Here is a 20,996-nt window from a genome sequence, read left to right as displayed (position 1 = left end):
ACCTAATTTAATGGTTGGATAAATGAGATACCTCAGGCAATCTTTAGATTTTCTCTTATTCACCAATATATTTATTGCTTTTGGGGCGGTAGCCCAAGGTTTGGTCACCTATCATTTAATAGGTGCTCAACCTTCTTATATTATATTAACCTTCCTTTTTTGCGCAACCATTTTTATCTATAATATTAGCATTTTAATAGCTAAGCCAAAACAACCTCAACTATCCAAATTTAGGCGGGTAAGATGGATTTTTACTCATTTTAAACTTAATGTGAGTATCGCCATTATGGCAGCAATACTTCTGTTTTTTCTTTTTTTATTAGTCTCCACTCCATCTAAAATTCTAATTATTTTATTAGGAATTCTTTCTTTGGGTTATGCTTTGCCATTGTTTTCTGCCGGAGATCGAAAATTTGGATTGAGGAATATCCCAGGCTTAAAACTAATTCTAATTGCTTTAGTTTGGTCTTTAAGTTCGGTGGTTTTACCCATTTTTGAGCTTCAAAATCAGGAGGTTTCTTTGCCAGATATCATCATCCTCACAGCTAAAAGATTTTTATTAGTTGCGGCAATTACCATCCCTTTTGATATCCGAGATATTTTTCAAGATAAAGCTTATGATTTAAAAACCATCCCTACTGTTTTTGGTGAAAAGGGAGCTTATATATTTTGTCAAATTATGCTTGTGAGCTATTTGGTTTTGCTTTTTGTTTTTAGAAATCAAGGTTTTAATTCTAATTTTTTTGCACTTACCGCAACTACTTTTTTAACAGGATGGTTAATTTTTAAATCTAAATGGGAAAAGAACGAATATTATTATTTTTTCTATCTCGATGGAATTTTGATTTTACAGTATTTGATGTTGTTTTTCTTTAGTTTTATATTTTAAATGTTTAAAGCCGAAATGGTTTGGGGCGTTTATACACGCTTTCCGCTATATTTTTTTGGCAGAAAAAGCCAAAAAAGATGCCGCTTCAATCGTTAACGCAAAAGCCTAAAACAGTAAAATTAGAATATGAATAAAAACATTTCCATACAGTCTATCAACATCAAAAGCAAAGCCGAAGAATTAAAAGCCGATCATCAATCTGCAAAAACTGCTTATTGCAAAGAACCTGTTCAACAAGAAGTAATATTTTTAACCCTAACAGGTTTTGAAGGAGACATTGTAGTAGATAAAAAACATCATGGCGGAAATGATAAGGCCATTTGTTGTTACAATTCTGATAGATTTTCTCATTGGAAAAGCGAATTAGGTTTTGATTTAGAATTTGCTGCCTTTGGAGAAAATTTAACTTTAGAAGGCGAGAGCGCTTTAGAAGAAAATGTTTTTATTGGAGATCGGTATCAATTAGGAGAAGCCATTGTAGAAGTTTCAGAACCTCGCGGGCCATGTTATATGATTGGAATAAGATATAATTTCAAACCTTTTCCAGCCCTTTGCCAGCAAACTGGTTTTACAGGTTTTTACTTTAGAACCATTAAAGAAGGCGTAGTAAAAAAGACTGATAAGTTAATTCATTTATCTTCTCATCCCGAGAAAATTTCTGTTATGCATGTAAACCAAATTCGTTACCACGATAATAAAAATAAAGCCGAATTACAGCGTTTAGTGAATTTAGAGGAACTCACGCTAGAATGGAGAGAGCGGTTTGAAGTGTTGTTAAGGAAGCTTGGTTAAACACAAATTCTAGGAATTCTACAAGTCTGACCAGCTAAGAAATAGTCACAAAGCATTAGTGTTAATCTGTGCAATTCGTGGCAAAAAAGGAAAATTAAAAGTTAGCCAAGAATTTCACGAATTTTCACAAATCTGAATGACAAAAAATGATTTGCATTCATGTTAATCCGCAAAATCCATGTTAAAAAATCAGTGACAAAGCTTTCGTGTTTATTCGTGAAATGAGTGGCGAAAAAATCATATCATTCAAAAGGTAGCCGCAAAGAATTCGTGAAATCCGTGTTAAAAAGTTAGCCACAAAGCATTAGTGTTAATCTGTACAATTCGTGGCAAAAAAAAATCTTTATCCCGTCTTTCTTCCTCTAAACCTTAAAAACACTAAAAACAACACCCCAATACTACCAACTAATAAAAAAGGATAAACAATCCAATCTGGGTGAGTGGTGTAAAAAGTAAGGTTAGAATTTAAGTTAATATCTTGTTTAATTACTGCGGCTTCCCACCATTTTGTTTGTTGTACAATTTCTCCTCTTTGGTTAATAAAAGCAGAAATCCCAGTATTGGCAGATCTGGCCACCCAACGGCGGTTTTCTATCGCTCTTAAGCTGGCATAATCTAAATGTTGATCTTTACCTGATGTATTTCCCCACCAACCATCATTAGTAATAATGGTGATAAATTGAGCTTCTTTTTGTACAGATTTTGCAATCCATTCGCCCCAAATAGATTCATAGCAAATAGCTGGTACTACTCCAATTCCGCTTGATGCATAAAGATTAGAAGGCTCTTTTTGTGAACCGTAACCACCAGGTGTTCCTCCAAATTTTTCAAATAAAGGGCTTATCACTGATAAAACTTCTGGGAATGGCATTTTTTCTACTCCCGGTACTAGTTTAGATTTATGATAAAACTGCAATTTCGGGGTGTTTTCTATCGCTACAGCAGTATTAAAACTATCCCACCAAAAGTTGTTTTCTTTGCTAAATCTGGCTGTAGAAGTTTTTTGGTAATCATAAATCAAATACGTTTCGGCACCACTAATTACTGTGGCATTTTTAAAACTATCTAAAAAAACCTGAACAGATTTAAAGTTATCGGTATTTCTAAAATCATCTTCCTCCGTCATTCCGGTAAGAGCAGTTTCTGGCCATATAAAAAACTCAGTATTTACTTGAGCCTTATTTTTACTCAAATCAATCAATTTTTGAGTTTGCTGAGCTGGAGTTAAAATAAAATGTTTGCCATAAGGATCAATATTAGGTTGCACCACCACTACATTAGAAGGATTAACTTCTTCTTCATAAGTGGCGTATACTAAAATAGATAAACTGATGGGTGCAAAAATCCAAACAATAAAAGCAATTAAATAACCTTTTGCCTTTTGCCTTCCGCCTTCGGCTCTTAAAACTACCCAAATTCTAAACAGTAAAATATTACTTAATAAAATCCAAAAACTACCGCCATAAACGCCAGTATATTCATACCATTGAATGAGTTGTGGTGTGGTAGCAAATCCGTTCCCTAAAGTCATCCAAGGGAATTTTAAATCCCAGCTTTGGTGTAGGAATTCGTAACTTATCCAAAAACCAATCAGGCAGATATCAGCAATAAGCGGCTTAGTTTTTTTACTGATTTTGCGATACAACCAAAAACTAAGGGTCATTAAAAAAGCGCCTAAGCCAAAAGGAATCAACGAAAGTAAAGCAGCAATAAAAGTGGGCATTACCGCATTTAAAGAGTTGAAAACCCAATAAATAGAAGCGGTATTCCAAACTAGAAAAGTTAATCCGGCAGTTAAAAAAACAATTCTTCCTTTCTTTTTTCGGTCAGATTCTTCAATTTCTTGCAAAGCAATCATCAAAGGTAAAAAAGCGAAGAGTAGGATAGGAGAGGTAAATGGTATAGGTGGCCATGCCAACCAAAGTAAAGCTGCCGAAAACAGGGCTAACCAAATTTGTCGCTTCATTTTTTATAATATTTATCGTCTTTTTTAGGTGCAGATTCGGTGCTACCAGCAACCACAATTACAAATTCGCCTTTTAAAATGTTCTCTTCAAAATGAGTTTTCATCTCTTCCAAAGTTCCCCTTACGTTTTCTTCAAACATTTTAGTGAGCTCTCTAGAAATAGAAGCTTGTCGGTCTGCACCAAAATATTCTATTAATTCTTCCAAAAATTTTAATAAGCGATGTGGGGATTCATAAAATATCATCGTTCTTGGTTCATAAATTAATTCTTTTAAACGGGTTTGACGGCCTTTTTTAACTGGTAAAAAACCTTCAAAAGTAAAACGATCATTAGGTAAACCAGAGTTGACTAAGGCCGGAACAAATGCTGTAGCACCTGGTAAACATTCTACAGGTAAATCATTTTTTAAAACCTCCCTAACCAATAAAAAACCGGGGTCAGAAATAGCTGGAGTGCCGGCATCAGAAATGAGTGCAATATTTTGTCCTTCTTTTAAAAAGCGAACAATCTCGGCAACAGCCTTATGCTCATTATGTTGGTGATGCGCAAAAACTTTCTGATCAATATTAAAATGCTTTAATAGTGGGGCTGATGTTCGGGTATCTTCAGCTAAAATTAAATCCACTTCTTTTAGCACTCTTAATGCTCTTAAAGTGATGTCTTCTAAATTGCCAATAGGTGTGGGTACAAGGTATAGTTTGCCGTTCATATTTTACATTTATCTTCTATTTTTAACATTTATCAATTCTCCCTACACAAATACTCCATACGCAATACTATATTTGTAAAAAATTAAAAAGATGCTGCAAGTTAATTATATCCGCGAAAATAAAGAGCAGGTTTTAGAGCGATTAAGTGTAAAGAATTTCAATCAATTAGAATTGGTAGATGAAATTATTTTATTAGACGATCAAAGAAAAAGTACTCAATCACAAGCTGATGATCTTTTAGCAAAAGGCAATTCCGCTGCTAAACAGATTGGCGAATTAATGCGTAACGGTAAAAAAGACGAAGCAGAACAGCTTAAATCACAAACATCACAATCTAAAGAAGATGTTAAACAATTGCAGGAAAATTTAGCTGCAATTGAGCTTGAATTGTATCAAAAACTGGTGCAATTACCAAATCTTCCACATGCTAGCGTTCCTTTAGGAAAAACTCCCGAAGAAAACGAGGTTGTATTGCAAAATGGTGAAAAACCAAATTTACCTTCTAGTGCTTTACCGCATTGGGAATTAGCCGCTAAATACAATATCATAGATTTTGAATTGGGCGTAAAAATTGCCGGAGCAGGTTTTCCTGTTTATAAAGGTAAAGGCGCAAAAATGCAAAGAGCCTTAATTAATTTCTTTTTAGCTGAGGCAGAAAAAGCGGGTTATGATGAAATGATGGTGCCTCTTTTGGTAAACGAAGCTTCTGGTTTTGGTACCGGCCAATTGCCAGATAAAGAAGGGCAAATGTATCATGTAGGGATTGATAATTTATATTTAATACCAACAGCCGAAGTTCCGGTAACTAATTTATATCGAGATGTAATTTTAAAAGAAGAGGAATTGCCCATAAAAAATTGCGGTTACACGCCATGTTTTAGAAGAGAAGCTGGTTCTTACGGGGCACATGTACGTGGCTTAAACCGCTTGCATCAGTTTGATAAAGTAGAAATTGTACAAATTGTTCATCCTGATCAATCTTACGAGATTTTAGAGCAAATGAGTTTGCATGTACAAAGTTTATTACAAAAATTAGGTTTACAATATCGTGTACTAAGATTATGTGGTGGCGATATGGGCTTTACTTCTGCATTAACTTATGATATGGAAGTTTATAGTGCAGCTCAGGAGCGTTGGTTAGAGGTTTCTTCTGTTTCTAACTTTGAGACTTTCCAAAGTAATCGCTTAAAATTGAGATTTAAAGGTAAAGAAGGTAAAACACAATTGCCACATACTTTAAATGGTAGTGCTTTAGCTTTGCCAAGAATATTGGCTTCTATTTTAGAGAATAACCAAACAGAAAACGGCATTAAAGTGCCAGCATGTTTAGTGCCTTTTACCGGGTTTGATTTTATAGATTAGTATTTAATTCTTCTCTAACTTTATTTAATAGCGTTCCATTTGGGACGCTTTTTTTGTTTAAAGAATTTCTTGATTTTGTTTTATAAAATCAAGAAAGCTTAAAAGGGTTTAAAATAATGAGCTAAATCTTATCAAGTTTATTTATTTACACACAGAGCCAAGCAAATTAAATGAAAAACAATTTTGGTAATAAAAAATCTTTCCTATATTCGTGTACGTTAACGAACAGCCAAAACTTAATAATTAATCCGAAAATTGATTTGATAAATAAACAATAGGCAAATTAAATGTGGCTTGTTTACAAAATTTAGGTAATCTAACGAATTTTAATTTTCATCTTTTATAAAATATTTATCCTTATAAGTATGTCGATAAAAACCAAGAAAAGTATAGTGCAAGTGCAAGTGGGAACGCTAAGCGGGAGAGAAACTACTATTTCTATGCTTATTTTAGGGTCTTTGTTTTTTGTTTTCGGATTTATTACTTGGGTAAACGCTATTTTAATACCTTATTTTAAAATCGCCTGTGAGCTTACCAATTTTCAGTCTTATTTAGTAGCATTCGCCTTTTATATATCTTATTTTCTAATGTCGGTTCCTTCGTCTTATTTGCTTAAGGCTGTAGGCTTTAAAAAGGGAATTATGTATGGGCTTTGGTTAATGGCCATTGGGGTGCTCATTTTTATTCCTGCTGCATTAAGTAGAACTTATGAAATTTTTCTGATCGGGTTATTTACTATAGGATCCGGACTAGCCATTCTGCAAACGGCAGCAAACCCTTACATCACCATTCTTGGTCATAAAGAAAGAGCTGTTCAGCGTATCAGTATGATGGGGATATGCAACAAAGGAGCAGGAATATTAGCGCCTTTATTATTTGCATCAGTCATATTTAAAGTAACAGATAATGAATTGCTTCAGCAATTACCCTTTATGGGCGAAATTCAAAAAAACGAGGTCTTAGATGAATTAATAAGAAGGGTAATTGTGCCTTATGCTATTCTTGGTGTTGCCCTTATTGGTTTTGGAATTTTTATACGCTATTCTCCGCTACCCGAAATTGATACCGAACAAGAAAGTCCGGAATTACTTACTTTAAATGCAGATAAGAAAAACCTATTTCAGTTTCCATATTTGATTTTGGGTGTATTGGCTATTTTTTTCCATGTAGGCACACAAGTTATTGCTATTGATACCATTATTGGTTATGCAAATTCTATGGGTATACAAATTATGGAAGCCAAGGTTTTTCCGTCTTACACCTTATTTAGTACCATAGTGGGTTATGTATTGGGTATTATTCTCATTCCTAAATATATTTCTCAAGTAAATGTTTTAAGAATTTGTACCTCTCTGGGGGCAATATTTACGCTGCTTATTATTTACGCTTTCGGCACACGTACTATTTTGGGTCATACTGCAGATATTTCTATATGGTTTGTGGTATTATTAGGATTAGCTAATTCATTAGTATGGGCTGGAATATGGCCATTGGCATTAAATAACTTAGGTCGATTTACCAAAGTAGGTTCATCAGCACTCATTATGGCTTTGTGCGGAAGTGCACTTTTCCCTCTTTTATACGGTTATGTAGCAGATATTTATAATGTGCGAAGTGCTTATTGGATTTTATTTCCTTGTTATTTATATCTCATGTTTTATGCTTTTTATGGTCATAAAATAAGCTATTGGTCGCTAAGGCGGGGTAAAAAGCCTGTGGCTAAATTTATGATGAGTAAATAACTATAAGTTTTAAAATAATAACGAAAGATCTTTTTATTATCAGATGAAAAATTTATTTCTCCCATTTACAGATTCTATTGATGTTCATTCTGATATTGAAGAGGTAGCGGCGTTGATGGATACATTTCCAAAAAATTACATCAATCATCAACCTTGGCCAGAATTTACAAGTAAATCTCAAACCAGATTTGCCATTGCACATTCTGGGAATGCCCTTTTCTTAAAATATTATGTGTGCGATGATGTGATTAAAGTTGCTATGCATCAAACCAATGATCAGGTACATAAAGACAATTGCGTAGAATTTTTTGTTGCATTTGCCTCAGAAAAAGAATACTACAATATAGAGCTAAACTGCTTAGGTGTTTGTTTAATGGCTTATGGTAATGGAAGATCAAATAGGAAAAACTTATCTGAAGAAATCATCAACAAAATTCAGAGAAGTATCATCATTAAATCTGCACCGGCAAATAGTCCTACAAATTTTGAATGGCAAATTACGCTTGTTATTCCCATAGAAGTTTTTCAGTTTAACAATTTCGAATCTTTTGCAGGCCAAAATGGATATGGCAACTTTTTTAAATGCGGAGATGATTTGCCCGAGCCACATTTTTTTGCCTGGAACATGATTAAAGCTCCATCTCCTGATTTTCATTTACCCGAATTTTTTGGAGCGATAGAATTTGGAGGTGCAAATCACCTTTAACGATAAATATGAAAAGAATAAAAATAATTAACGGCCGTATCATTACTCCATATCGCATTATTGATGGTGGAACTTTACTCATTAAAGGCACATCCATTGAAGCGGTAAGTGAAGGGGATATTTATGCAACAGATGCCGAGATCATTGATGCCGAGGGTAAATATGTTTCTCCCGGATTTATTGACATTCATATACATGGCGGCGGTGGACATGATTTTATGGATGGCACTGTAAATGCATTTTTAAAGATTGCCGAAACACATGCTAAATATGGTACAACTTCCATGTTTCCCACAACACTCACCTGTAGCAAAGCTGATTTGTTAAAATCATTGGATGTTTATGCAGAAGCCAATAAGCAAAACACCATGGGTGCCCAGTTTTTAGGGATGCATTTAGAAGGCCCTTATTTTGCACTTGCTCAAAGTGGCGCTCAAGATCCTCGCTACATCAGAAATCCAGATATAGAAGAATATAAAGAAGTTTTAGCCTACTCAAATGATATTAAACGTTGGAGCGCCGCTCCTGAATTAGAAGGCGCTATTGAGTTTGGCAGATATTTAAAATCTAAAGGAGTACTAGCCGCAATAGCTCATACAGATGCTATTTATGAAGAAGTGGTAGAAGCTTTTGAAGTAGGTTACACCTTAGCTACGCATTTTTACTCGGCAATGTCGGGCGTAACCAGGCGTAATACTTACCGTTATGCGGGCGTAATTGAAGCTGCGTATTTAATTGATTCCATGGATATTGAAGTCATTGGAGATGGAATTCACATGCCGCCGCCACTTTTAAAATTAGCCTATAAAATAAAAGGGGCAGATCATATTGCGCTAATTACTGATGCAATGCGAGCAGCAGGGATGCCTGAAGGCGATAGTATTCTTGGAAATATAGATACCGGCACAAAAGTTTTTGTAGAAAACGGAGTGGCCATTATGCCAGATCGTTCTTCATTTGCTGGTAGTGTAGCTACTACCGATAGGTTGGTAAGAACCATGATTAAAATGGCTGATGTTCCTTTAATTGAAGCTATTAGAATGATTTCTAAAACACCGGCCACCATTATGGGTGTTGCCGATACTAAAGGATCTTTGGTGGCAGGTAAGGATGCAGATATTGTAATTTTTGACGACAATATTAATATACAAACCACCATAATTAATGGGAAAGTAGTTTACAATGCATCCGATTTCTAAAAAATAGGTAAATAAAATAATTTCAAATGATAGAATTAATAAAAGACAAGCTTAAGGTGAGGATTTTTGAAAACAGAACCCTTATGGGGGAGTCTGTTGCTGTGGCGGTAAGCGAAAAAATAAATGAATTGTTAAAAACACAGCCATTTGTTAATGTCATATTTGGCGCTGCTCCGTCACAAAATGAGTTTTTTGCATCTTTAATTAAAAAAGATGTAGAATGGACTAGAGTGAATGCTTTTCACATGGATGAGTACATCAATTTAGGTGCTGATGCGCCACAGGGTTTTGGTAATTTTTTGAAAGAATACTTATTTGGGAAAGTTCCATTTAATACCGCTAATTACCTTAACGGGAATTTAGAAAATCCTGAGGAGGAATGTTTGCGTTATGCTGCGTTATTGGAGCAATACAAAACAGATATTGTATGTCTTGGAATAGGAGAAAATACCCATTTGGCATTTAATGATCCGCATGTGGCTGATTTTAACGATCCACTTTTGGTAAAAGTGGTGGATATGGATGAGAAATGTAGAATGCAGCAAGTTAATGATGGTTGTTTCAACAGTATTGAAGAAGTACCTACCCATGCTTTAACACTCACTATTCCCGCTTTAATGAGTGCTCCTTATGCTTTTTGTACAGTGCCAAGTGATAAAAAAGCTGATGCAATTTATCATACTTTAAAGGAAGAAATCAGTGCTAAATTTCCTTCTACTAAGTTAAGAGAGCATCCAAACGCCATATTGTTTTTAGATGAAAAAAGCAGTGTCCGTATTTATTAGACATAATTTTTAGGTTTTGCTAATTGTTACCCATTAAGGTTGCAGCTTCAAACCGGGCTGTTTCTTTTAGGAATTTATTAATCACTAATTTTTTATATCATGAAATGTGAATTAACTCAAGATCAGATACAACATTTCCAAACTAATGGTTTTGTTGTTATTGAAGATTTTCTTACGCCTGAAGAAGTAGAAAAATGGCGTATTGCTGTGACAGAAGCCGTTAAAGAGAGAAAAGGCCTTAAAATGCCCGGTAAAGATGTGCAAGTTGGTATGGATGACGGTATAAACGAGGATTCAGATTATTTCTCTAAGGTTTTTGATCAGTTGCTTAATCTTTGGCAAACCAATGATAAGGTGAAAGAGATTATGCTAGATGAGCGGATTGGTAAAATGGCAGCTCAACTTTCGGGTGCTGAAGGTATTAGAATTTGGCATGATCAGGCTTTATTTAAACGCCCTTGGGCAAATCCAACGTCGTGGCATTTAGATACTCCTTTTTGGTCTTTTTCAGACAGAAGAGCACTATCAATTTGGGTGGCATTAGATGATGCAACTTTAGAAAACGGTTGTCTTTATTTTATCCCGGCATCTTTTAAAGAAACCACGTTTGTAAATAAAGGCATTGGTAAAAACATGGATGGTATTTTTGAAGCTTATCCTCAATTTGCTCAAGTGGTTTCGGTGCCAGCAGCTATGAAAGCCGGAAGTTGTTCTTTTCACAACGGCTTAACCATACATGGCGCTGGCGCAAATATGACCAGCGGACATAGAAGAGCCATGACTTGTGCTTATATGCCAGATGGAAATGTTTTTAATGGCGAACCTAATATTTTGCCCGAAAAATATTTAAAGACCTTAACAGTTGGTGATTTGCTGAATGATGATGAACAAAACCCTTTAATTTATCATTCATAAAATCCCCGCAAATGTTTCAAATTAAATTCTTTTGTCCGCGTTGGGGTTCTGAATCTATTCCTTGGGATGAGTTTTTAAGTTCAGTAAAAGAAGCTGGCTATGCAGGTATAGAGTGGTTCCCTTTCGGCGAAAAATGTGATGTTCAGGAAGTTTTAGATCTTCTTCATCACTACGATTTAGATTTTTGCATAGTAATGGCAGTTTTGCAACCATACAATAGATATCAGGATTACCTTGCAGCATTGGAAAAAGATTTGATTCAATTAATGGAGATTAGAAATTCAAAAAAAGCTCCATTATTTATAAGTGCACAAACCGGAAGAGAGTTTTTTAATGATGATGAAATAAAAGGATGTTTGCAGCTTTGTGATAAAATTCAAGAAGAATACAGCACACCAATTTATCAGGAAACGCATCGTAATAAATGGTCTTATGCGGCACATATAGTAGGACCTGTTCTTGAAAAGAATGAAAATGTGCAATTAACTTTTGATGTTTCTCATTGGTTTTGTGTGTCTGAAAGTTACTTGGAGGATCAACAAAAAGCAGTAAATGAAGCCATAAACCATACCCGCCATATTCATGCAAGAGTAGGGCATACAGAGGGACCGCAGGTTTGGGATCCGGCAAATGCCGAATATGCAGAAGCTTTGCAACAGCATTTAATAATTTGGGATAAATGTGTGGCCTTAGCGAAGCAACATAACAGAGATTATTTTTCTTTCACACCAGAATTTGGTCCGCCACCTTACATGGCTAAAGGAAACAGAGAAATTTCTTTAGTTAAGGAACAATGGCGATTGAACCTTTGGATGAAAGATTTTTTACAACATCGTTACCAATCTTAATGGGTTGAATAGGCTGCGTTAACGATTGAAGCGGCATCCCCGCCTGAACGGTCGGGCAGGCTTTTTTTGCGAGCCCTTCAACTCCGCTCAGGGTGACAAAAAAAGATACAGCGAAAAGCGTGTTAAAACGCCCAAAAAATAAATAATAATATAAAGTCAGTTCTTAATTTGAACTCATCACCAATTATAAAAAATTATGAAGAGAAGAAATTTCTTGCTACAAGGCTCCATACTTTCGGCAGCTGGCGTTTTAATGCTGAGCACCAATTCTTTTTCAAAAGAAATTTTAGATACCCTTGGTGACAATTCCACAGATAATTTATACAAACTATTTAAAGATCCATCGGCAAATTACCGCCCTTTTGTGCGTTGGTGGTGGAATGGCAATAAAATAGAAAAAACTGAACTGGCCAGAGAGCTCAGGTTATTGAAAGATGCTGGTATTGGAGGTGTAGAAATTAACCCAATTTCCTTTCCATCAAATACAGATGACATGGGCATAGCTTCTTTGGAATGGCTAAGCGACGAATGGATTGAGCAATTGAGGTTTACATTAGCAGAAGCGAAATCTTTAGGAATGACTTGTGACCTTTTGGCCGGAACAGGTTTCCCTTTTGGTGCCGAATTTTTGGAAGGCGAAGAACGAGCTCAGGTGGTGGTAATTGGGGTGAAAAAATTTGAAGGCCCAATGAATACAGAAATTTCATTATTTGACTTGTTTAAAGAGGCAGACCCGGCGACTTTAAGTCCGTACAGTGGACGAACAATGGAGATTTTGGAAGTAAAATTGGTTCCAGATCCCTTAAACAATATAGAAGAAGCCATTAACCTTACCGGTCAAGTTAAAAATGACGTTATTAAACTAACCATCCCGAAAGGTAAATATGCGGTTTATGCACTAGTTAAAATTGATGGTTTTATGAAAGTGATACAAGGCGCTCCAGGTGGCAGAGGTCCTGTTTTAAATCATTTTAATGGTGCTGCGGTTAAAAAATATTTAAATAGAATTACCAATTCTATACAAGAAAAAATTGGCCCACTTGCTCCATCTATTCGTTCTTTTTTTGTAGATAGTTTAGAAATGGAAGGCGCAAATTGGACGAGTGATATGATGGCCGAATTTAAAAAGAGGAGAGGCTATGATCTTTATCCTTATTTGCCATTTATTCTTTTCAAAACAGGTAGGATGGGCAATACGGTAGATCTTAATTATCACGTAAAAATGAACCCTCAAATGCAGGAGAGTTTGGTGAGAATAAGGTATGATTTTGAATTTACCAAAGCAGAGTTATTTGAAGAAAGGTTCACCCAAAATTATGTGCAATGGTGTAAAGAAAATAAAATTAAATCTAGAGCGCAAGCTTATGGCAGAGGTCATTTTTTACTAGAAGGAAGTTTTGATATAGATATTCCTGAAGGAGAAACTTGGTTAAAATATGGCGTTGGCGAAGATATTAGTGAGGCAGATTTCACCAAGTATCCTTGGCATTTAGGCAGAGGAAACACCATGATTAACAAATATGTTTCTTCGGCGGCGCATTTAAAAGATAAAAAACTGATCAGTTCTGAGGAATTAACCAATACAGATATGGTTTTTAACGAGTCGCTTGAAATTTTTAAAATTGCAGGCGATCAAAGTACTATTTCTGGAATTACGCATCCTATTTTTCATGGCTTTAATTATTCTCCAAAAAATGCCGCTTTCCCAGGTTGGATTACCTATGGAGGGTATTTTAATGAGCAGAATAATATGTGGCCTTACTTTAATCATTATACCGATTATAGAGCCAGACAATCTGCTTTATTGCAACAGGCCAGCATGTTTGCAGATATTGCTTTACTAGCGCCAATTGGTGATATGTGGGGAGATTTTGGTGCTCAAATGGAACCTTTCCCTTCAAGAGTGACGCCCGCTTATCAAAATTTAGTTTGGGAATCTATCCATCAAAATGGAAATGCTTGTGATTACATTTCGGAGCCAGTCATAATGGAATCTGAAATGAAAAATGGATTTTTAAGTTACGGTTCAAGAAAATACCACACCCTATTTTTAATAGAGGTGAGAAGTATTAATCCAGCTTCGGCAAAAAAATTATATGATTTTGTACAAAATGGTGGACGTATTTTCTGTTTAGAAGCTTATCCAGAAAAGTCATTAGGATGGAATAATCATCAAAGTAAAGATGAAGAAGTAAGAGAATGGGTTTCGAAAATGAAGCAATTCCCAGATCGTTTTATCTTTTTAAACAAACCAGAAAGCAATTTTAAGGAATGGTATAAAAGCGTTCAGGTTAAATACAATATTACGCCTTACATAAGCATTAAATCGCCAGAAACCTTTATTACGCAGGTGCGCTATCAAACAAAGGATGTAGAAATATTTATGTTTAATAATGCTAGCAACAAGCATAACTATAATTTAGATGCCACTTTTGCTATTAAAATAATAGGAAGAAAACAAGCTTGGCTTTGGGATGCCGTTACCGGAAAGCGTACTAAATTAGAACTGAAGAACAACAATCTAAAAATTGATTTAGGGCCTGCAGACTCAAAAATTATCGTCTTTAATAATGATAGGCGAGGCGAAGCATGGAAATCAATTCCTGAGCCAAATTCTACTTCAAAAATTATAAAGCCTAATTGGAAGGTAGAGTTTAAACACAGTGACGGTTCTGTTAAAAATGTAGAAATGGATGTATTGGCAGATTTAAAAGATCATCCGGTTTATGTAGATTTTTCGGGTACTGTCATTTATCGTAGCAGCCTACAAATTGATAATATTAAAGCAATAAAATACCTTGATTTAGGCAAAGTTTACGGCATTACTGAACTCATCATTAACGGAAAAAATATAGGGACAAAGTGGTATGGTCGCAGGGCTTATGAAGTAGAAGGTTTCCTGCAAAAGGGAGCCAATGCTTTAGAAATTAAAGTGGTTACGGTAATGGGGAATTACATGAAAACTTTAAAAGACAATCAAACCGCACAATACTGGACAAATAACGTCAGAAAAGCACAACCAATTCAATCAATGGGGCTGGTAGGTCCCGTAACAATTTTATAAATTATTAAAAACAACAATATGATACACCTCAAAAAAGTAGTATTAATTATGGTCATCTTTTTACAGTCGGTAGCTGTATTTGCAAAAGATTATAAGGCTTCTATGTTTAATATTAAGTCAGACGGATCTACCATGAACACCAGATCCATTCAATTTGGTATAGATTATATTAGTAAAAATGGTGGCGGTCGCTTGGTTTTTTATGTGGGAAGATATTTAACCGGATCTATTCATCTTAAATCTAATGTTACGCTTCAGTTAGAAGAAGGTGCCGTTCTTTTAGGTTCTACTAATCCTTTTGATTACGATAGAATTGGCAATACCGCCTTAATACATGCAAGAAATGTAGATAGCGTGGGTATTACCGGTAAAGGAATGATTGATGGACAAGGAAGAGCATTGGCTAATAATAGTATCCAATATGTGCATACCGGAATGATAGAAGATGGCTTGAAATATGACCGTACCAGAGAATCTATCAGGCCAATGATTATTTATTTTCATACGGTTACCAATATCACTATCAAAGATATTATTCTAAAAAATTCTGCTTGTTGGATGCAAACTTATGATCGTTGTAAAAACATGGTAATTGATGGCATTACGGTTGATAATGTTGCTTTTTGGAATAGCGACGGGATTGATATTGTTGATTGTGATAATGTAGTCATCACCAACAATAATATTGACGCGGCTGATGATGGAATTTGTCTTAAATCTCATGATGAGAAATTTTATTGCAACAACATCCTTATAGAAAACAACATTGTGCGTACCAGTGCAAACGGTATAAAATTAGGAACAGCCGGTAAAGGTGGTTTCAGAAATATCAAAATCATTAACAACACTGTTTACAATACATATCGTTCTGCTATTGCTTTACAAAGTGTTGATGGCGGTTTTTTAGAAGATATTTTAGTTGACGGTTTAAAAAGTACAAACACAGGAAACGTTATTTTCTTAAGATTAGGAGAAAGAGTAGTTGGAAAAAAATCTAGCATGCAAAGAATTTCTATTAAAAATGTAATTGCCGATGTTCCTTTTGGCAAAGCCGATGCTGGTTATGATTATGAAGGCCCAATTGAAGATATGCCGCGAAATGTTTCGCCAATTGTAATTGCTGGTTTACCAGGGCAATACATTAAAGACGTTACTTTTTCCAATTTTGAAGTGACTTATCCCGGTGGTGGAAATAAAATGTTTGCTTACGTTGCCTTAGATAAATTAGATAGCATACCAGAATTGCCAGCTAACTACCCCGAGTTTTCTATGTTTAAAGAAATACCAGCTTGGGGTATTTATGTAAGACATGCAAAAGACATCAATTTTTCTAATATCAAATTAAAAGTAGAGAAAAAGGATTACAGGCTGCCTATTGTAATGGATGATGTACATGGAGCACAATTAAAGAAAGTTACATTTGACCAAGTGGGGCAAACTAAACTACTTTATGATTATAAATCAACAGGTATTACCGTTAATTAAGCACTTAAAAGTGGCGCCTAAAAAAGGTAAGGATAAAGATTTTCAGTATATAAATTCAATGAGCTATATGTTTAAAAAATATTTTTTAATCAGTACCATGCTGGTAGGCGCCACAATAAATTGTGCTGCTCAACAAAAAGATAATTTAGTGCAATTTGTAAATCCCATGATTGGGACCCAAAAAATGGGACATACCTTTCCGGGTGCTACTGTTCCATTCGGTTCAGTTCAATTAAGTCCAGATACCGATACTTTATCTTACGAAGTAGATGGAAAGTATAATAAGGATGCTTATAAATATTGCGCAGGTTATCAATATGATGATCCCACCATTGTAGGTTTTAGTCATACCCATTACAGCGGCACAGGGCATTCAGATTTAGGTGATTTTTTAATCATGCCTACGGTTGGGAAAGTGCAACTTAATCCGGGTACGGCAAAAAATCCCGAAGATGGTTATCGCTCTAAGTACTCACATCAAACAGAAGTTGCCGAAGCTAATTATTACAAAGTAAAGCTAGAAGATCATAATATTCTGGCCGAATTAACCACCACCACTCGTGTAGGTTTTCATCAATACACTTTTCAAAAATCAAAAGATTCGCACATTATACTTGATTTAATGCATGGAATTTATAACTATGATAACAAGAATGTATGGACATTTATAAGGGTAGAAAATGATTCGCTCATTACCGGCTACAGGCAAACTACCGGATGGGCTAAAACCCGTACGGTTTATTTCGCTATGTCTTTTTCTAAATCGTTTAAATCATACGGAGCCAAAGATTTTACTAAAAAAGAAGTGTACAAAGGTTTTTGGAGCAAGTTTGATCAAACCAAAAACTTCCCTCAATTAGCTGGTAAGCAACTCAGAATGCATTTTGATTTTGACACACAGGATGATGAAAAAATCAAGATAAAATTTGCCATTTCGCCGGTAAGTACCACCAATGCTTTAATGAATTTGAAAGCAGAAATACCGGGATGGGATTTTGAGGAAGTTAAAAAACAAGGTCAGGAGCAATGGAATAATGAGCTAAATAAAGTGGTTGTAAAAACAGAAAAAAGAGAAGATGCAGTTAATTTTTACACCGCTATGTATCATGCTTTTTTAAGTCCAACCATTTATATGGACGTTAATAAAGAATACCGAGGACTAGATCAAAACACCCATACTGCAAAAGATTTTATCAATTATACCACCTTTTCTTTGTGGGATACCTATAGGGCTTTACATCCATTATTCAATATTATTCAGCCCAAGCGAAATGATGACATGGTAAAATCAATGCTGGCTCATTTTGATCAAAGCCCATTGCCTATGTTGCCTGTTTGGTCTAATTCTGCCAATGATAATTGGTGCATGAGTGGTTACCATAGCGTATCTGTGGTTACAGATGCCATTATCAAAGGTGTTTTTACTGGCGATGCAAACAAAGCTTTAGATGCCTGTATTATTACCGCCAACCAACGTAATTACGAAGGAATTGGCGATTATATAGACAAAGGTTATATCCCATCAGAAAATAACAGAACCTCAGTTTCTAATACTTTGGAGTATGCTTATGATGATTGGTGTATTGCTCAGCTGGCACAAAAACTTGGGCGAACCAGTGTTTATAATGAGTTTTTAAAACGCTCCACACATTGGAAAAATGTTTATGATGCTTCTATTGGTTTTATGAGACCACGTTTAGCAGATGGCACTTTTAGAAAAAACTTTGATGTTTTAGAAACCGAAGGTCAGGGATTTATAGAAGGTAATACTTGGAATTACAGTCTTTATGTTCCGCACAATCCGGCTGAACTGATTAAAACTATGGGAGGCGAAAAGAAATTTATTCCTCATTTAGATTCTCTTTTTACTATGGATTTACCCGACGAGTTTTTTGCACACACAGAAGACATCACCAGAGAAGGAATTATTGGCAATTATGTGCATGGAAATGAACCTGCACACCATGTAGCCTATCTTTATAACTGGACATCTCAACCTTGGAAAACGCAAAAAACAGTAAGAATGATTATGGAAAAACAATATCATAATGGTCCCGACGGATTAGGAGGTAATGATGATTGTGGACAAATGAGTGCTTGGTACATCATGAGTTCATTAGGGTTTTATCCTGTAGCGCCATCTTCAGACAGATACGATATTGGAAGTCCTTCTGTGATGAACGCGAAAATCAATTTAGAAAACGGAAAGCAATTTGTTATTGATGTGAAAAATCAGTCCCAAAAAAATGTATATGTTAAAAGTGTAGCCCTAAATGGCAAAATCTTAAATCGTTTATACATTACTCATAAAGAAATGATGGATGGTGGTACTTTAACTTTTCAAATGTCTGCTGCCCCAAAATTAGTTAAGAAATAAGTTTGAATTTGATGAGAAAAGCGATAATCAAGATCTTCACCCTAATAGGGGTTTTTATGATTGCTTTTTGCAAATTATATGGGCAAGATGAGTTCCAAATTATCCAATCTAAAATTGATGATCATTTAAAAGCCGAGGTTAAAAATGATCTTTTAACCAGCTCAATAGCTGCGGATTGGCCTCGGCTACAAAAAGAAGGAAGTTATGCAGATATTAATTATTCGTCAACAATTGAGACCGCCTGGCCACCACTTTTGCATTTAAAGCGCCTTAATTATCTCACTTTAGCTTATGTAATTAAGGAGAATAAATACTTTAACCAGCAAGAAGTTTTAGCAGGGATTATTAGTGGATTAAGGTATTGGTATGCCCAAAACCCAAGCAGTAGTAATTGGTTTCAAAATGATATTGCCGTCCCCACCGCCTTGGGCGAAATATTGATTTTATTGAATCACAACAAAATTAATTTCCCCGTTTTTTTACAAGATTCTTTACTGCAAAGAATGCAACAGGGCAATGTTTATAAATCTATTGGAGCCAATAAAGTAGATATTGCAACCCACATGCTGTACCGGGCATGTATCACAAAAGATAAAACATTAATGGCTACAGCGCTAGAGCAGGCTTTTTATCCTATTTCCTTTACTAGCAAACAAGGGTTACAGTATGATTATTCTTACTTACAACATGGTCCGCAATTGCAAATAGCCAGCTATGGCGAGGTGTTTTTAAAAGGCGAGTATAAAGTAGCTTCGTGGGTGCAAGGAACTATTTTTGCGCTTTCCGCTGATAAATTAAAAATCCTGAATAACTACTTAATCAATTCTTATTTAAAAACAATTAGAGGGAGATATATTGATTTTAATACCGAGGGCAGAGGAATATCCAGAAATGATATTTTAGACAAAAAAAGCATAACCGAATCATCAGTAAATAACTCCTTATTGGGATTGGCTAAAAAGGCGAGTCCAGAAAACACAGGGCTAATTAATGAGGCTCAAGATCGTATCAACCAAATAAAAGCGCCTTCTTACAAAATATTACCCAGCCATACCCACTTTTGGAAAGCCGATTATACCTTACACACTCGGCCAACATATTCATTCAATGTTCGTTCGGTTTCAAAACGTACGGTAAGGGCCGAAGTAGGGAACAATGAAAACCTTTTAGGTAAATTTTTACCTGATGGATCTACCAATATTCAACGTAGTGGAGCCGAATATTTTAATATCATGCCCATTTGGGAATGGGATAAAATACCAGGAATCACCAGTCGAGATTATCAGGAAGATCAGCCTTTTACCATTGAATGGGGAGAAAGAGGAGTAGGTTATTTCACAGGCGGAGTATCAGATAGCTTATATGGCGCTTCGGTTTACGATTTTAATTATAATGAAGTAACGGCTAAAAAAGCTTGGTTTTTCTTTGATAAACAAGTAGTGTGTTTAGGCGCAGGCATTAACAGTTTTGCTACACAAAATATAGTAACCACTATTAATCAAAGTTGGCTAAAAGGTAAAGTTTTGGCTTACGCCGATGAAAAACTCAGCAGGGTGAAATCAAAAAAAAGTATGAACAACCCCAGCTGGATATGGCATGATAGCATAGGTTATTATTTTCCAGATTCGGCTCAGCTGCAAATCACCAATCAAAAACAAAAAGGAAGTTGGGCGAAGATAAATGCTAATCGTTCTAAAGAAGCAATAGAAGGAAAGGTATTTAAAATGTGGTTTAACCATGGGGTAGATCCTGCTGATGCAACTTATGCTTACATTGTTAGGCCAGGAATTAGCCAACAAGAGATGCAGATTGACAAGCAGCAGGAGATAAAAATTTTAGCGAATTCTAAAACCCTACAAGCCGTAAAAAATGAGGCTTTAAATATTTTGCAGGTGGTGTTTTATGAAGCTGGTGTTTTAAGTGATGAAGATATTACTATTAAGGTAGATCAACCTTGTATGGTGATGGTAAAAAATATAGACACTAAAAATCCCGAAATTCACTTGGCAGATCCAACTCAAAAATTAAAAGAAGTAAACATTAGTATTTCTTCAAAAATAATGAAGCGAGAAGATAAGAGGTTGTTAGTATTGCCTAAAGATAATTTTGCTGGCTCAACAATGAGTTATATTATAAATTAAGTGAGCAATAAAAT

Annotated in this window: 15 protein-coding genes and 1 pseudogene; 14 read left to right on the top strand and 2 right to left on the bottom strand. The window is 35.3% G+C overall.

Annotated features, from left to right (window positions below):
* Nucleotides 1-22: 22 nt before the first annotated feature.
* The gene (locus tag FA046_RS00575) at nucleotides 23-889 is read left to right on the top strand and encodes a UbiA family prenyltransferase (RefSeq protein ID WP_136824420.1); all 867 of its coding nucleotides are present in this window, start codon (nucleotides 23-25) and stop codon (nucleotides 887-889) included.
* A 126-nt stretch (nucleotides 890-1,015) separates the two neighbouring features.
* The gene (locus FA046_RS00570) at nucleotides 1,016-1,681 is read left to right on the top strand and encodes an MOSC domain-containing protein (RefSeq protein WP_136824419.1); all 666 of its coding nucleotides are present in this window, start codon (nucleotides 1,016-1,018) and stop codon (nucleotides 1,679-1,681) included.
* A 343-nt stretch (nucleotides 1,682-2,024) separates the two neighbouring features.
* On the opposite strand, the gene lnt is transcribed toward FA046_RS00570, so the two are convergent.
* Nucleotides 2,025-3,647, bottom strand: coding sequence for an apolipoprotein N-acyltransferase (gene lnt / locus FA046_RS00565; protein ID WP_136824418.1), 1,623 nt, complete (start codon nucleotides 3,645-3,647; stop codon nucleotides 2,025-2,027).
* Nucleotides 3,644-4,357, bottom strand: a complete 714-nt coding sequence (gene rsmI / locus FA046_RS00560; protein ID WP_136824417.1) for a 16S rRNA (cytidine(1402)-2'-O)-methyltransferase — start codon at nucleotides 4,355-4,357, stop codon at nucleotides 3,644-3,646. The genes lnt and rsmI overlap by 4 nt, the downstream gene beginning before the upstream one ends.
* 91 nt (nucleotides 4,358-4,448) lie before the next feature.
* Here rsmI and serS point away from each other — a divergent pair, with 91 nt between their 5' ends.
* The 12 genes and pseudogenes from serS (at nucleotide 4,449) to FA046_RS00505 (ending at nucleotide 20,982) form a co-directional block, all read left to right on the top strand.
* Complete coding sequence (gene serS, locus FA046_RS00555) at nucleotides 4,449-5,720, top strand: serine--tRNA ligase (protein ID WP_136824416.1); 1,272 nt, start codon at nucleotides 4,449-4,451, stop codon at nucleotides 5,718-5,720.
* Nucleotides 5,721-6,085: 365 nt separating this feature from the next.
* Nucleotides 6,086-7,462 (top strand): sugar MFS transporter, encoded by a 1,377-nt coding sequence (locus FA046_RS00550; RefSeq protein ID WP_136824415.1) that lies wholly within the window; start codon nucleotides 6,086-6,088, stop codon nucleotides 7,460-7,462.
* Between the two features lie 43 nt (nucleotides 7,463-7,505).
* Nucleotides 7,506-8,168: a carbohydrate-binding family 9-like protein gene (locus FA046_RS00545; protein WP_136824414.1), complete on the top strand. Its 663-nt coding sequence runs from the start codon at nucleotides 7,506-7,508 to the stop codon at nucleotides 8,166-8,168.
* An 8-nt stretch (nucleotides 8,169-8,176) separates the two neighbouring features.
* Nucleotides 8,177-9,367 carry an N-acetylglucosamine-6-phosphate deacetylase gene (nagA, locus tag FA046_RS00540; RefSeq protein ID WP_136824413.1) on the top strand — a complete coding sequence of 397 codons (1,191 nt, stop codon included), beginning with the start codon at nucleotides 8,177-8,179 and terminating at the stop codon, nucleotides 9,365-9,367.
* Between the two features lie 26 nt (nucleotides 9,368-9,393).
* Nucleotides 9,394-10,152 carry a glucosamine-6-phosphate deaminase gene (locus tag FA046_RS00535; protein ID WP_136824412.1) on the top strand — a complete coding sequence of 253 codons (759 nt, stop codon included), beginning with the start codon at nucleotides 9,394-9,396 and terminating at the stop codon, nucleotides 10,150-10,152.
* A gap of 99 nt (nucleotides 10,153-10,251) precedes the next feature.
* Nucleotides 10,252-11,067 carry a phytanoyl-CoA dioxygenase family protein gene (locus tag FA046_RS00530; RefSeq protein WP_136824411.1) on the top strand — a complete coding sequence of 272 codons (816 nt, stop codon included), beginning with the start codon at nucleotides 10,252-10,254 and terminating at the stop codon, nucleotides 11,065-11,067.
* Between the two features lie 11 nt (nucleotides 11,068-11,078).
* Nucleotides 11,079-11,915: a sugar phosphate isomerase/epimerase family protein gene (locus tag FA046_RS00525; RefSeq protein WP_136824410.1), complete on the top strand. Its 837-nt coding sequence runs from the start codon at nucleotides 11,079-11,081 to the stop codon at nucleotides 11,913-11,915.
* A 196-nt stretch (nucleotides 11,916-12,111) separates the two neighbouring features.
* A pseudogene (locus FA046_RS17590) lies at nucleotides 12,112-12,465 on the top strand (glycosyl hydrolase); the annotation flags it as partial.
* Nucleotides 12,466-12,603: 138 nt separating this feature from the next.
* Nucleotides 12,604-14,979 carry a glycosyl hydrolase gene (locus tag FA046_RS00520; RefSeq protein WP_394347364.1) on the top strand — a complete coding sequence of 792 codons (2,376 nt, stop codon included), beginning with the start codon at nucleotides 12,604-12,606 and terminating at the stop codon, nucleotides 14,977-14,979.
* An 18-nt stretch (nucleotides 14,980-14,997) separates the two neighbouring features.
* Nucleotides 14,998-16,464 carry a glycoside hydrolase family 28 protein gene (locus FA046_RS00515; protein WP_136824408.1) on the top strand — a complete coding sequence of 489 codons (1,467 nt, stop codon included), beginning with the start codon at nucleotides 14,998-15,000 and terminating at the stop codon, nucleotides 16,462-16,464.
* Entirely contained in the window at nucleotides 16,430-18,841 is a 2,412-nt protein-coding gene (locus tag FA046_RS00510) for a GH92 family glycosyl hydrolase (protein WP_394347360.1), read from the top strand. Before FA046_RS00515 ends, FA046_RS00510 begins: the two co-directional genes overlap by 35 nt.
* An 11-nt stretch (nucleotides 18,842-18,852) precedes the next feature.
* Nucleotides 18,853-20,982 (top strand): polysaccharide lyase 8 family protein, encoded by a 2,130-nt coding sequence (locus tag FA046_RS00505; RefSeq protein WP_136824406.1) that lies wholly within the window; start codon nucleotides 18,853-18,855, stop codon nucleotides 20,980-20,982.
* Nucleotides 20,983-20,996: the final 14 nt, after the last annotated feature.

Source organism: Pedobacter cryophilus (genome assembly GCF_005116455.1).
GTDB classification, from domain to species: Bacteria; Bacteroidota; Bacteroidia; order Sphingobacteriales; family Sphingobacteriaceae; genus Pseudopedobacter; species Pseudopedobacter cryophilum.
This window is presented reverse-complemented; position numbering and strand designations above follow the sequence as displayed.

Bases quoted from the DNA above. Each gene is read 5' to 3' on its own strand.
- FA046_RS00575 (WP_136824420.1), top strand. From the start codon at position 23: ATGAGATACCTCAGGCAATCTTTAGATTTTCTCTTATTCACCAATATA.
- FA046_RS00570 (WP_136824419.1), top strand. From the start codon at position 1,016: ATGAATAAAAACATTTCCATACAGTCTATCAACATCAAAAGCAAAGCC.
- lnt (WP_136824418.1), bottom strand. From the start codon at position 3,647: ATGAAGCGACAAATTTGGTTAGCCCTGTTTTCGGCAGCTTTACTTTGG.
- rsmI (WP_136824417.1), bottom strand. From the start codon at position 4,357: ATGAACGGCAAACTATACCTTGTACCCACACCTATTGGCAATTTAGAA.
- serS (WP_136824416.1), top strand. From the start codon at position 4,449: ATGCTGCAAGTTAATTATATCCGCGAAAATAAAGAGCAGGTTTTAGAG.
- FA046_RS00550 (WP_136824415.1), top strand. From the start codon at position 6,086: ATGTCGATAAAAACCAAGAAAAGTATAGTGCAAGTGCAAGTGGGAACG.
- FA046_RS00545 (WP_136824414.1), top strand. From the start codon at position 7,506: ATGAAAAATTTATTTCTCCCATTTACAGATTCTATTGATGTTCATTCT.
- nagA (WP_136824413.1), top strand. From the start codon at position 8,177: ATGAAAAGAATAAAAATAATTAACGGCCGTATCATTACTCCATATCGC.
- FA046_RS00535 (WP_136824412.1), top strand. From the start codon at position 9,394: ATGATAGAATTAATAAAAGACAAGCTTAAGGTGAGGATTTTTGAAAAC.
- FA046_RS00530 (WP_136824411.1), top strand. From the start codon at position 10,252: ATGAAATGTGAATTAACTCAAGATCAGATACAACATTTCCAAACTAAT.
- FA046_RS00525 (WP_136824410.1), top strand. From the start codon at position 11,079: ATGTTTCAAATTAAATTCTTTTGTCCGCGTTGGGGTTCTGAATCTATT.
- FA046_RS00520 (WP_394347364.1), top strand. From the start codon at position 12,604: ATGAATACAGAAATTTCATTATTTGACTTGTTTAAAGAGGCAGACCCG.
- FA046_RS00515 (WP_136824408.1), top strand. From the start codon at position 14,998: ATGATACACCTCAAAAAAGTAGTATTAATTATGGTCATCTTTTTACAG.
- FA046_RS00510 (WP_394347360.1), top strand. From the start codon at position 16,430: ATGATTATAAATCAACAGGTATTACCGTTAATTAAGCACTTAAAAGTG.
- FA046_RS00505 (WP_136824406.1), top strand. From the start codon at position 18,853: ATGAGAAAAGCGATAATCAAGATCTTCACCCTAATAGGGGTTTTTATG.